Annotated in this window: 9 protein-coding genes; 8 read left to right on the forward strand and 1 reads right to left on the reverse strand. The window is 37.5% G+C overall.

The window, feature by feature from the left end; translation table 11 throughout:
- The first annotated feature begins 10 nt into the window (after positions 1–10).
- The 7 genes from prfB (at position 11) to GH715_RS12770 (ending at position 8561) form a co-directional block, all read left to right on the forward strand.
- Positions 11–1112 (forward strand): peptide chain release factor 2 gene (gene prfB / locus GH715_RS12740; protein ID WP_153835674.1). Its coding sequence is split into 2 segments (ribosomal slippage): positions 11–82 and positions 84–1112, totalling 1101 coding nucleotides; the frame shifts between segments, so codons are not numbered across the junction.
- Positions 1113–1230: 118 nt separating this feature from the next.
- Entirely contained in the window at positions 1231–2094 is an 864-nt protein-coding gene (locus GH715_RS12745; protein WP_153835675.1) for a YitT family protein, read from the forward strand.
- Between the two features lie 201 nt (positions 2095–2295).
- On the forward strand, positions 2296–2982 hold the full coding sequence (gene ftsE, locus GH715_RS12750; RefSeq protein ID WP_153835676.1) for a cell division ATP-binding protein FtsE: 687 nt from the start codon (positions 2296–2298) through the stop codon (positions 2980–2982).
- Positions 2972–3865: a permease-like cell division protein FtsX gene (gene ftsX / locus GH715_RS12755; RefSeq protein ID WP_153835677.1), complete on the forward strand. Its 894-nt coding sequence runs from the start codon at positions 2972–2974 to the stop codon at positions 3863–3865. Before ftsE ends, ftsX begins: the two co-directional genes overlap by 11 nt.
- 40 nt (positions 3866–3905) lie before the next feature.
- On the forward strand, positions 3906–5261 hold the full coding sequence (locus GH715_RS12760) for a murein hydrolase activator EnvC family protein (protein ID WP_153835678.1): 1356 nt from the start codon (positions 3906–3908) through the stop codon (positions 5259–5261).
- Between the two features lie 251 nt (positions 5262–5512).
- Entirely contained in the window at positions 5513–6991 is a 1479-nt protein-coding gene (locus GH715_RS12765) for a S41 family peptidase (RefSeq protein ID WP_153835679.1), read from the forward strand.
- 370 nt (positions 6992–7361) lie between these two features.
- Entirely contained in the window at positions 7362–8561 is a 1200-nt protein-coding gene (locus GH715_RS12770) for a PDZ domain-containing protein (protein ID WP_153835680.1), read from the forward strand.
- A gap of 3 nt (positions 8562–8564) precedes the next feature.
- Here the strand turns inward: GH715_RS12770 and GH715_RS12775 are convergent, their stop codons facing one another.
- Positions 8565–11825 carry a DEAD/DEAH box helicase gene (locus GH715_RS12775; RefSeq protein ID WP_240469390.1) on the reverse strand — a complete coding sequence of 1087 codons (3261 nt, stop codon included), beginning with the start codon at positions 11823–11825 and terminating at the stop codon, positions 8565–8567.
- Between the two features lie 120 nt (positions 11826–11945).
- On the opposite strand from GH715_RS12775, the gene GH715_RS12780 reads away from it, so the two are divergent.
- On the forward strand, positions 11946–13526 hold the full coding sequence (locus GH715_RS12780) for a peptide chain release factor 3 (protein WP_153835682.1): 1581 nt from the start codon (positions 11946–11948) through the stop codon (positions 13524–13526).
- The last annotated feature ends 38 nt before the right edge of the window (positions 13527–13564 follow it).

The raw sequence follows: 13564 nt of genomic DNA on the forward strand, positions 1-13564 counted from the left end.
TGGAAGAAAGATGGAACTAGTAGAAATTAAACAAGAATTAGACAAAATGGCTAAGCGATTAGCGGACTTCAGGGGGTCTCTTTGACTTAGAGGCAAAGAGAGCCCGGATCGCAGAATTGGATGAGATGATGACAGATCCGAGTTTTTGGGATGATCAACAAGCAGCCCAGAAAATAATCAATGAGGCAAATGGTTTAAAAGAGTTAGTGCAAGCTTTTGATAAAAACGAAGAATCATTGGAAAATGCAGAAGTTTCTTATGAATTAGTCAAAGAAGAAAATGATGACGACCTTCGTGAGGATTTGGAAAATGAAGTACAATCTCTTACCGATGCACTTAATCGATTTGAATTATTTATCCTTTTAAGTGAACCATATGATAAGAATAATGCCATATTGGAATTACACCCAGGTGCAGGTGGTACGGAATCACAGGACTGGGCAAGCATGCTTTTACGTTTGTATACAAGGTGGGCAGAATCTAAAGGATTTAAAGTAGAAACATTGGATTATCTACCAGGTGAAGAGGCAGGGGTCAAAAGTGTTACCCTGCTAATCAAAGGTCATAATGCCTATGGTTATTTGAAAGCAGAAAAAGGGGTGCACCGTCTTGTCCGAATTTCACCGTTTGATTCATCCGGACGTCGCCATACATCGTTTGTCTCCTGTGATGTAACTCCAGAATTGGATGATGATATTGATATCGATATTAATACTGAGGATTTAAAAATAGATACGTACCGTTCGAGTGGTGCGGGTGGCCAGCACGTTAACACAACTGACTCTGCTGTCCGTATTACCCACTTACCAACAAACACAGTAGTAACGTGTCAGTCAGAAAGGTCGCAAATCAAAAACAGAGAGCAAGCAATGAAAATGTTAAAAGCGAAATTGTATCAATTAGAAATTGAGAAACAACAACAGGAAATGGCTGCAATTCGTGGAGAACAAAAAGAAATCGGTTGGGGCAGTCAAATACGCTCTTATGTCTTCCATCCATATTCCATGGTAAAAGATCACCGTACAGATTATGAAACAGGAAACACACAAGCGGTAATGGATGGAGAAATAGACAACTTTATTGATGCTTATCTACGATCTGTAATGAATTAATAAGACAATCTTAGCGCACCTAGTTTCTGGGTGCATGGTGTAAAAACTACGAGCAAAAGGGGAGGCTCTCCTTTTGCTCGTTTTACTGTGTAATAAACAAATGAGGAGTGATGCAAACATGATCGCAAGATATCGAAGAAAGCAAATGCCGAATGGCTTACGGCAAATTTTAGATTATTCTTTTGTATTAATCGGTGCATTTTTTGTCGCCATCGCGTTTAACCTTTTTCTATTACCTAATAATATCGCGTCAGGTGGTGTAGCGGGGGTTAGTACAATTACAAAGGCCGTTTTCAATTGGGAACCATCGATTGTGCAATGGGGATTGAACATTCCGTTATTTATCGCAGGCATTGTTATTTTAGGAAAAAATTTCGGTGCGAAATCCCTTGTTGGTACGATAATTTTACCATTTTATGTATTTTTGACGAGAAATCTGCAACCAGCGACGGCAGATCCACTGCTGGCAGCTATTTTTGGTGGGATGATCGTCGGAATAGGGATTGGCATTGTCTTTCGCGGAAAAGCTTCTACAGGTGGAATGGATTTAGCAGCACAAATATTACATAAATATACTGCGTTGCCCCTTGGTATATGTTTAGCGGTGTTTGATGGCTTAATCGTTTTAACAGCGTCCTTTGTTTTCTCGATTGAAGAAGGTTTATATGCACTAATCGGTTTATTTATTACGAGTCGAACGATTGACTTTGTGCAAGTAGGTCTAAATACCTCTAAGAATGTTATGGTTATAACGAATCAACCTGAAGAAGTTCGTCGAATTTTGTTGAATGATATTGATCGGGGTGTTACTATTTTTAAAGGATCTGGTGGTTACACAGATGAGGATCGAAAAGTATTAATGTGTGTCGTACAGCAAAATGAATTCAGTAAAACGACGCGTGCTGTCAAATCGATAGATCCTGATGCTTTTGTTATTGCAATGAATGCCACAGAAGTGCTTGGAGAAGGTTTCAAACGATGATTTCCATTAATTGGTTTATATACCTAGACTTAGGTATGAAAGTTATGGTTTCTTAACATCTTGAAATAAAATTGTAATAAAAATTAAGGTAAAAAATATCGAAAATGATGTTATAATGTAGACAGTGTGGAATAGATCGTCGAAATTTGATTGGATCATTCGAGGAAATGTTAGATAAAACGATAAAAAGGTGATTACTTTATGATAAAAATGCAAGAGGTATATATGACTTATCCTAATGGGGTTGTTGCTCTTAATGGAGTGGATGTAACCATTGAGCAAGGAGAGTTTGTCTACATAGTCGGACAAAGTGGTGCTGGGAAATCAACCTTCACCAAAATGTTATTTCGAGAAGAGGTACCAACAAAAGGTTCCGTTGTTGTGAACAATACAGATATAACAACACTAAAGTGGAAGGAAGTACCTTATTTCCGAAGAAATATAGGTGTTGTCTACCAAGATTTTCGTTTATTACCTAAATTAACAGTTTATGAGAATATTGCGTTTGCTTTGGAGGTAATTGAAGAATCACCAAAGAACATTCGTAAACGGGTGATGTCTGTACTAGATCAAGTAGGGTTAAAAAATAAGGCCCGTTTTATTCCGGATGAGTTATCAGGTGGAGAACAGCAGCGTGTCGCTATTGCAAGAGCGATGGTAAACCATCCTGCTTTATTAATTGCAGACGAGCCTACTGGTAATTTAGACCCAGAAACATCATGGGAAATTATGCGAATACTAGAAGAAATTAATGCAAGTGGTACAACGATTTTAATGGCAACGCACAGCAAAGAAATTGTGAATACAGTAAAAAGACGTGTCATTGCTATGGAAGACGGTATGATTGTACGTGACGAGCATCGAGGAGAGTATGGATATGAAGTTTAGTACGTTAAAGCGACATTTCAAAGAAGGTGCTAGGAACACGTGGCGCAATGGTTGGATGACAATCGCATCTATTGGTGCTGTAACGACCACGTTAATTCTAGTCGGGGTATTTCTTGTATTAATGCTGAATTTAAATCACATTGCGAACGAGTTGGAAGATGATGTTCAAATTAAAGCATTAATCGAGGTAACTGCTGAAGAAAGTGATGTAGATCAATTAGAAAAAAATATTAGCAGCATTTCTGGTATTGAAAGTATAGATTTTTCGACCAAAGAAGAAGAACTGGAGAATTTAATTGACAGCATGGGGGAACAAGGACAAGCATGGGGGTTATATGAACAAGATAATCCGTTAAATGATGTCTTCATAGTGAAAGCGGAGGATCCGCTTGAAACAGAGAGAATTGCAGCGGAAATTGAAGAGTTTGATTCTATTTATCGCGTGAATTACGGACAAGAATACGTCGATACCCTATTTAAATTTAATGAATATGCTAGAAACGTAGGACTAGTTTTGATAGCAGCACTAGTATTCACTGCCATTTTCTTAATTTCTAATACAATCAAAATTACGATTTTAGCTCGTAAAAAAGAAATTGGCATTATGAAATTGGTTGGTGCAACAAATAACTTTATCCGCTGGCCATTTTTTGTGGAAGGTATGTTTTTAGGGGTATTGGGAAGTGTTATTCCGATAGCTGTAATATTAATAGGTTACTATTTCTTAACACAGAATATGGCGGTATTGCAGCAATTTGACTTTATGACGATTTTGGACTTCTACCCATTCGCCTTACAAATTTCACTGATTATCGTTGGTATTGGTGCTTCTATTGGTATATGGGGAAGTCTCATGAGTGTTCGGAAATTCTTAAAAGTTTAATAGAATACGAGAAATTGTCAGATTAGAGAGGGGAAATTCTATGAAACGGTGTTATTTAATCCTAACTGTACTTGTCATCAGTACTATTTTCTCTTCAACCTCTGTTTTTGCAGAATCAGCGAATGAATTGGATAAAAAACTAGATGAATTAGAAGAGAAAAAAGAACAAATTAATCAAGAAGCTAATGAGGTAGAAAGTAAAGTAAATGAAACAGAAGAAAAAATTAATGAAAATCGAGAAGAACAACAAGAGACAAAAAGTGAAATGGATGAAATTAATAGTGAGATAGCAGACACACAAGCTAAACTACAAGCAAAAGCAGACGAAATAACAGCAACAAATAATAAAATAACAGAAACGGAAGATGAAATAGCAAAAACAGAAGAAGAGATAGAGGAATTAGAGGAAGAAATTAAACAACTTGAAGAAAAAATTGCTGATCGAGAAGAATTATTAAAAAACAGATTACGTGCTATTCAACAGAATGGTGGTAACACGAGTTATTTAGAAGTAATACTAGGTGCCCAAAGCTTTGGAGATTTTATTAACCGAGCGACAGCAGTAACGAAAATCATGGATTCTGATAAGAAAATCATGGAAGAACAACAGTCAGATAAAGAACAACTGGAAGAAAATAAGGTGGAAGTAGAAGAAAAAAAGGTATCTCTAGAAGAAAATAAACAAGAATTAGAAGATACTAAGTCTACACTTGTAGCTCAAAAACAAGAATTAGATGCAATCAAAGGAACCTTAAATCAACAAATGAATGAAAAAGAAAATTTAATAGAAGAGCTAGAAGTAGAAGAAGAAGAGTTAAATGAAATAAAATTATCAGCTGAAGAAGAACAACAATTAATTGATGCTAATGCTGCCTCTGTACAAAAAGCAATAGAACAAGCTGAAAAAGAAAAACAACGGTTAGAACAACTAGCAAAAGAAGAAGCAAGCAGTAATAATTCGGGTGCTAGTGTTAGTAGTGGTGGAAATGGAAAATTCATTAAGCCAACAACAGGTAGGGTGACTTCACCTTTTGATCCAAACAGACTACATCCGATAGATAATGTTGTAAAACCTCATAATGGTACAGATTTTGGCTGGAGAGCTGCAGGTGCCACAAATATCAAAGCTTCTGCTAGTGGTGTTGTATCTTATGCTGGTTGGATGAGTGGATATGGAAATACAATAATGATTACTCATTCAATCGATGGTCAAATTTATACAACTTTATACGCACATTTGAGTAGTATAAAAGTGTCAAATGGTCAGTCTGTGGAACAAGGACAATCAATCGCTATTATGGGATCTACAGGTAGTTCTACTGCAAGACACTTACATTTTGAAATCCATCCTGGTGGATACAAAAACCCTGTTAATCCGATGAATTATATCAATTAATGTTGATAGTTAAATCTACATACAAACTACAATAGTAAAAAATAAAAGACATCACAAAATACTTGTGATGTCTTTTTTAAACCTTCATAATATAGAAGTAAAGATATTTTTAGAAAGGATCAAATAACTCAATTCTAAATGGAAAGAACTAAGAAGTGGAGTGTGGGATCAAGAAGCTAACTCTGCTAACCATCTGAGGTGTTAAAATCCTGATGGTAGTCTCACTTTATTTAAGGCTATGGGGTGGAATAATGAATATTAGAAAAAGGTATCTCGTGTTAATTTTGTTTGTAGCGATTGCTTTAGGAGCAGTTGGTACTTATGTAGGCTTGGCTTTCTTTGCAGATGGAACTAGCCCAAGCGGTAATTTAGCAAGTTCAGATCGGGATTTGCTAACAGAACTAGCTGATCAACAAGAAACGATAGAAGAAAATATGGGAAAACTGTCTAAAGTAGTAGATGCTTTTTCCATTATTCAAGAAAACTATGTGGAGGAAGTTGAAGATAAACAATTAATTGAAGGCGCGATTCAAGGTATGCTTCAATCTCTTGATGATCCTTATAGTGTTTATATGGATCAGGAAACGATGGAGCAATTCAATGAACAAATTGAGTCTTCTTTTGAAGGGATTGGTGCTGAGGTTTCGATGACAGAGGGAAATGTGACGATCGTTGCACCGATAAAGGATTCTCCTGCTGAAAAAGCAGGCTTAAAGCCTAATGACCAAATTCTTTCTGTTGACGGGGAAAGTGTGGAAGGATTAGACCTTTATGAAGCTGTCAATAAAATACGTGGTGAAAAAGGTTCACAGGTCGTATTGGAAATCAGGAGACCTGGCGTAGATGATTTGTTAGAGGTAGAACTGACTAGAGATGCGATACCGTTAGAAACGGTTTATGTCGATACAAGAGAAGAGAATGGAAAGTTAATTGGTATTATTGAATTAACCTCATTCTCGGAAAATACTGCAAGTGACTTTGAGAATGGATTAGCGGATTTAGAGGAACAAGGTATTGATGGATTAGTCATTGACGTGAGAGGTAACCCTGGTGGTTTGTTACCTTCTGTCCAAGAAATTTTAAGTAATTTTGTTCCTGAGGATACCCCTTATCTTCAAATTGAGGATCCTTCAGGCAAGAAAACAAGATATTTCTCTGACATAAGCTCTGCTAAAGAATATCCAATTGTCACATTAATTAATGAAGGTAGTGCTTCTGCTTCTGAAATCTTAGCCGCTTCATTAAATGAAGCACTAGATTATGATATTGTTGGCGAAACATCTTTTGGAAAAGGAACGGTTCAACAAACTGTCTCAATGGGAGACGGTAGTACAATCAAAATTACCCGAATGAGATGGTTAACACCTGAAGGTAATTCGGTCCATGAAGTCGGGGTAGAACCAACGATTGAACAAAAAATGCCAGAGTATTATTACACCAATCCTGTTCAAGTTGAGGAACCATTAACCTTTAATGAGAGTGACGACAAAATTGAAAATGTGCAAATTATGTTGGAAGGATTAGGATATGATCCCGGCAGAACGGATGGCTATTTTAATAAAGAGACTCAAGCGGCAGTTGAGGCGTTTCAGCAAGATCAAGAATTGAATGTAACTGGTGAAGTAGACGAAAAGACTGCAGAAGTATTGCAAACAACGATCATCGAAAAAATCCGAAACAACGAAGATGATTACCAATTAGAAAAAGCAATCGACACCCTAACCGAATAAGCAAGCACTTAAGCTGTCATAGAATCCACTATGACAGCTTTTTAAAAGTGTCCAATAAATGGCCGAAAGTGTCCAGTAAATCAAGAAAAGTGTCCAATAAACCGTATAAAGTGTCCAATAAATTATAAAAAGTATCCAGTAAATACTCAAAAGTGTCCAATAAATCTTCAAACTAGTGTTTAGTGTAATAAAATAATGTAAATCCATTTTAACTAAAATGAAGTTATGGGTAGCCAAATTTGATTTTTTTTATCATAATAGAAGTAATATACATATTTTTTACCAAGATAGATAAAAAACTAGATTTCGCCACTACATGAGGAATTGGCGAATGTTTCTTATGACGTTTGTTGGGGAGGGGTTGTTTGGGATGGATTGGTTGATTGAATTTGGCGGGGTTATCGCACGTGTTTTTATGCAGCCGTTTATCTATTTATTTGTACTGCTCCTAATGCTGAGCGGTTATTGGCGCATTAAAAAGGATCGTCAAAATTTTGGAACGAAAGTATATGCTTATTTTCACGAGGCAAAACATACATGGTCGATATCGATCATGGTAGGATTGATCCTATCGATTTTAGCGATTGCGTTTGGTTTTGTCATTTCCATACCATTTGCTCTATTATTAGGCCTCGTTATGTTAATCGTTGCAATCGGTAACCGGTTCAGTTGGCTATCAGCAGGATACTCGTTAGCAATTGTGTCCGCAATGATGTATTTTCTCAACATTTATGGAGAGGATTATCTTCCAAGTAATTGGCTCAACTTATTAGATGCAACAGATTTATTTTATATACCTTTTATTATCGGTATCTTGTTACTAACAGAAACGTGGATCTTAGCCAAAATACAGCATGATGATACATTTCCGGAACTGGTAAAAAGCAGTCGCGGTAAATATTTAGGTCAGCATCGAATCAAAAAACTGACCATTATCCCATTTATGGCCTTAGTACCTGGTGGGTGGATAGAGCCTTTTGCGGAGTGGCCGTTATTAGAGATTTCTGGCGAGTCTTTTGGAGTGATGATTTTACCATATGTTTTCGGTTTTGAATATATCGTGAAGTCACGATTGCCACGTGATGCAACCAAATGGCTATCCAAAAGGGTTACATTACTTGCGATATTGATTTTACTAATTGCAGCAGGCAGTTACTACGTGCCATTTTTAACTGTTGTTGCGCTTGTTGTAGCATTCGTAGGAAAAGAATTAATACAGCTTGTTTACCGCTCCTCAGAAGAGCGACATACACCATATTTCCGCCCAGCTAAAAAAGGACTATTAGTACTTGGCACATTGCCAGATACACCAGCTGTCGATTTAGGTTTAATTCCTGGGGAAAGAATTGTGAAAGTGAACGAAATATCAGTAGAAAATGAAGAAAGCTTTTATCAAGCAGTAAATCAAAATCGAGCTTTTTGTAAATTAAGTGTGAAAGACTTAAACGGGGAAATCCGCTTTGCGCAACGAGCATTATATGAAGGCGAGCATCACAAACTAGGAATATTGTTTGTGAAAGAAAATGATAGTTATGTTCAAGAAAACATATTAGAAAAACAAGAGAGCTGATGATCAGCTCTCTTGTTTTTCATTAAATTGCAATAGTTCGCGAATCTCTTCTTCTGATAATTTTGATAGCAACGTTTCGCCTGGCTGAATAATTTGATCGACAAGTTCGCGTTTCTTTTGTTGCAGTTGATAAATTTTTTCTTCAATTGTTCCTTCGGTAATAAAGCGAATCACTTGTACTACGTTTTTTTGACCGATTCGGTGTGCTCTACCTGCAGCTTGTTCCTCCACTGCTGGATTCCACCATAGATCATATAAAATGACAGTATCTGCTCCTGTTAGGTTAAGACCTGTTCCACCAGCTTTGAGAGAAATGAGGAAAAATCCTTTTTCTCCTTCATTAAACGCTTCGACCATCTTCATTCGTTGTTCTGAAGGAGTGGAACCGTCTAAATAAAATACTTCCTGACCATTAGCTTCCAATGTATCACGGATAATTTCCAACATACTGGAAAACTGTGAAAAAATCAAAGTCCGCTTGCCATTAGCTTCCAATTCAGTTGTTAACTCCATTAATTGCTCAAGTTTACCTGACTGTCCGCTATAATTTTCCAAAAACAGGCTCGGATGGCAACAAATTTGTCGTAGTCGGGTAAGACCTGCTAAGATTTGCAGCTTGCCACGGTCAAATCCTTTTTCTTCAATGGTTTCATCTAGTTCATTTTGGATCCGTTGCAAGTATCCAATATAAACTTCTTTTTGTTCCTTCGTTAGTTCGGAATATTGAACAGACTCAATTTTGTCTGGTAGTTCATCCAGTACTTCTTTTTTCACTCGTCGTAGAATAAATGGCCTAGTAATCTTGGCGATATAATCTGTATCCAGGTTACTGAATGCTTTTTTGCTGCCGAAAAGTCCGGGTGATATCGTATAAAAAATCGACCATAATTCATCCAAAGCATTCTCGATAGGTGTACCACTCAGTGCGAAAAATTGTTTCGCTTGTAATGATCGCACCGCTTTTGCTGTTAAGGTTAAATGATTTTTAATTGCTTGTGCTTCATCTAAAATGATGCAATCAAACAAATGATTTTCATACAAATCCTGGTCTTTCCTAAGCGTTGGATAGGATGTAATGAGAATATTGGTATTTTGATGTTCTTGCAACAATTTTCGTCGATCCTGTTTAGGTCCGATAATGACACCAGCAGTCAATGTAGGTGCGAATTTTTCAACCTCTTTTTTCCAATTGTATAACAGGGACGCAGGAGCAATGACGAGTGCTTGATAATGTCCTGCTTTATCATTTGCTTCTGACAGAATGTAGCTGATCGTCTGCAATGTCTTTCCTAATCCCATATCGTCTGCTAAAATACCGCCTAAATGATAATGCGATAATGCTTTCATCCATTGAAATCCAGTGACTTGGTAGTCGCGGATATCCGCTTCTAATTGATCTGGTAACTCAAATTGTAATTGCTCGGGATGCTTTAACTGCTCCAGCATTTGCTGAAATGATTCACTATAGCGGTGATCTGTCTTATTCAATGCTTCTTCGACCTGAAAACTCCGAGCAGCTGGAATCGATATTTTGCCATCTTCCATCTGCTTTTTAGTCAAGTCTAGCGTCTTTTGCAGCTTTTGAAAGGAAGAAAAGTCATCTGATTCTAGACGGATAAGTGCTCCATTCGGGATCCGATAATATCGCTTTTTTTCGACTAAAGCTTGCAAGATATTTGCGACATTTTCGTCTGAAATACCTTCCAGGTCAAATTCGATATCTAGCATTCCTTCAGACGGACGATAATCGACATTGGATTGTAAGGTAATTTGATCAATGCCTTCGACCATTTGTTTAACACTTCTTGAAAGGAAGACAGATGCCACGTTTTCCATATGATAGACACCTTCATGGATGAACGAATAAATTGCATCATCATTAAACAAATAAAACGCCTGGTTCATTTCGATAAATGCTTCATCACGAAGCATTTGCATTATTTCCTGCTCCTTGTGTGTTTCGCGCTTTACAATTGTTTCTCCTGATCCTTGTTCAGAGTATGGGGTAAATACGGACTCACCATAGTGATATTCCACTTCAGCTTTTAAGGCTCCATCGATTTCGTCGACATAGATTTTCGTCTGTAAAGGTGCCGTGTTAATCTGCTTTTCCATTCTTTCCGTCATATTTAATGTACCAACCTGTTCAAATTGCGGCATGACATTTTTGACGAAGACATCCATTTCATTTGGCGAAATCATTTGTTTTTTCTTATTTTGAAAAGGGATCACACGGAACAATTTTTCTAAAATCATTTTCTGTTGATACGTTATTTTGTAAAAGTGATGTTCATGGATTACGTATCGATAACTATCTAAAAAGTAATATTCAGATAGATCGGTCATTTCTAATATATAATTATTGGACTGTTGATAATCAAGATGAAACTCTAGCTGATCATTCATATCACTTACTGCTATTGCTGGATATTCCTTACTGTTTTTATGCCGAAATACATAGTCCATTTCCGTTAGTTGATCTAACAATTGGTCAATTAAGCTTGGAGGAATATAAATACTTCTAGGTTGCTCCAGCTTTAAAACATAGCTATTTCCGAATAGGCGCTCTTGTTCATAACAAGTCAAAAGCATTTCAATCATTTTTTGATCTTTTGATGTAAAGTAATGAATCGATGGTTCAAAAGTAAAACTTTGATTAACTTTATAGGAGTCACCACTACTCAATGCTTTTAAAAATCCGCGAATATCCCGAATTACATATGGTCTTTTATCTCCGATTTTCACTTCGATACTCAGGGCATACTGAGAGTTTTTATTTGCCTTTGTTAAGGACAAAAGGTATTCCGTCTCCACTACTAGCGGTGTTTCCGTCTGTTCTTTTTTATCACGAAATGTATGTAATAATTGTTTAGCGAACAGATCAGTATCCTGTGTAGGTGCTTGTTGTGCACCACGATCCACTGCGAATTTTCTGCGATTAGATTGAGCATCCTGTGTAATGGCTAACAGCACTGCCGCAACATGTTTACATGTACCATGTGCTTCAAAGGCTGGACAGTTGCAAGTCGTATCTACCTTCATGTCGTCCGAAAAATAGATGCGAACGGTATAAATTTTCGTTCCTTTTACAAGCCCGCGCCAAGAGTTGGATTCCGGATTATAGGAAAGCCCGTATACTTTTCCTGTTTGATAATATTGATAACCTCGTTTATAGAAACGTTCACCAGTAAGCTGGCGGATCGATTGTTCAGTCATTTGAATTTGTTGCAAATTGATCCCATCCTTATTTAAAGAATCCATCATTATATTATATCAGATTCTGTTTTTGATGCCATCCAGATGATATTTTTATTTTATCTCTGTTTGATAAGTGGTAAAATAGGAGAGGTTAAAAGGTACGTTAAGCAGAAAGTAGGTAACAATATGGAATTACAAGAAGAAGTGCAAAAAAGAAAAACATTTGCGATTATTTCACACCCTGATGCAGGGAAAACAACGATGACAGAAAAGTTACTGTTGTTTGGTAATTTAATTCGCTCAGCAGGTACTGTCAAAGGGAAGAAGTCTGGAAAATTTGCGACATCGGACTGGATGGAAATTGAGAAGCAACGTGGGATTTCAGTCACTTCCAGTGTGATGAACTTTGATTATAAAGGGCATAAAGTCAATATTCTCGACACACCTGGTCACGAAGATTTTAGTGAAGATACCTATCGAACCTTAACAGCTGTTGACAGTGTAGTCATGATTATTGATGCAACCAAAGGGATCGAAGCCCAAACGATTAAGCTGTTTAAAGTTTGTAAAATGCGTGGGATACCGATCTTCACGTTTATTAATAAATTAGACCGGGAAGGACGCGAACCGTTAGAGTTATTAGACCAAATCGAGGATGTCCTGAATATTGAAACCTATCCTATGAATTGGCCGGTCGGCATGGGGAAACGTTTCTTAGGTATATTAGATCGTTACCATGATCAATTTATCCGTTTTAATGGCAATGAAGAAGAATCCTATATACCTATGACTGAGATGGAAAAAGAAGAAGATATCTTTAATCATCCGACCTATCAGGATACGGTGGAAGAATTGGAATTACTGGATGAAGCAGGTGATCAATTTTCGTTAGATCGTGTATTAGCTGGCGAGCAAACACCGGTATTTTTCGGTAGTGCGCTCGCTCCATTCGGAGTCCAGACCTTTTTCGATACATTTATCGATATGGCTCCTGCACCAGGACCCCGTCGTACCGAAGAAGAAGTCATCAGTCCTGATTATCCTGATTTTTCCGGGTTCATTTTCAAAATTCAGGCAAACATGAATCCTCAGCACCGTGACCGGATTGCCTTTTTACGAGTCTGCTCAGGTCGGTTCGAGCGCGGGATGAATGCAACACTTGCTCGTACAGGGAAAAGTATTCGTCTGGGGCAGACACAACAATTTGTCGCTTCCTCACGTGATACGGTAGAAGAAGCCTATGCCGGTGACATTATCGGTGTCTATGATCCAGGATCATACCGAATTGGTGACACATTGATCGAGGGGAAGAAGTCATTTCAATATGATGAACTGCCACAATTCCCACCTGAAATGTTCCAGCGCGTAACAGCGAAGAATGTGATGAAGGCGAAGCAGTTTAGAAAAGGGATCGAGCAACTCGTACAGGAGGGTGCGATCCAATTGTTCCGCGGTTATCCAACCGATTCGATGATCATCGGCGCTGTAGGACAGCTGCAATATGAAGTGTTCCAGCATCGGATGAAAAACGAGTACAACGTAGAAGTGATGCTTGAATCAATAGGTGATCGCATTCCACGTTGGCTAAAAAAAGAACAAGTTGATCCAACATTATTTGATGAACGCAATCTGTTAGTGAAAGACCGTGAAGATGAATTCCTCGTCTTGTTTAAAAACGATTTCGCATTAAGATGGTTCATTGATAAACATCCAGAGATCGACCTAATTGATTTATACGAAGTAAACCAATACGATCAAACCACATAATAAGAAAAGCGCAGAGCGCCCGCTTAGAAACGTAGCGA

The organism is Gracilibacillus thailandensis, from assembly GCF_010994055.1.
Classification (GTDB): domain Bacteria; phylum Bacillota; class Bacilli; order Bacillales; family Amphibacillaceae; genus Gracilibacillus; species Gracilibacillus lacisalsi.

What these genes read in the sequence shown, in the direction of transcription:
- GH715_RS12780 (WP_153835682.1), top strand. Translation starts at nt 11,946, where the DNA reads ATGGAATTACAAGAAGAAGTGCAAAAAAGAAAAACATTTGCGATTATT.
- GH715_RS12770 (WP_153835680.1), top strand. Translation starts at nt 7,362, where the DNA reads ATGGATTGGTTGATTGAATTTGGCGGGGTTATCGCACGTGTTTTTATG.
- ftsE (WP_153835676.1), top strand. Translation starts at nt 2,296, where the DNA reads ATGATAAAAATGCAAGAGGTATATATGACTTATCCTAATGGGGTTGTT.
- GH715_RS12745 (WP_153835675.1), top strand. Translation starts at nt 1,231, where the DNA reads ATGATCGCAAGATATCGAAGAAAGCAAATGCCGAATGGCTTACGGCAA.
- GH715_RS12760 (WP_153835678.1), top strand. Translation starts at nt 3,906, where the DNA reads ATGAAACGGTGTTATTTAATCCTAACTGTACTTGTCATCAGTACTATT.
- GH715_RS12765 (WP_153835679.1), top strand. Translation starts at nt 5,513, where the DNA reads ATGAATATTAGAAAAAGGTATCTCGTGTTAATTTTGTTTGTAGCGATT.
- GH715_RS12775 (WP_240469390.1), bottom strand. Translation starts at nt 11,825, where the DNA reads ATGATGGATTCTTTAAATAAGGATGGGATCAATTTGCAACAAATTCAA.
- ftsX (WP_153835677.1), top strand. Translation starts at nt 2,972, where the DNA reads ATGAAGTTTAGTACGTTAAAGCGACATTTCAAAGAAGGTGCTAGGAAC.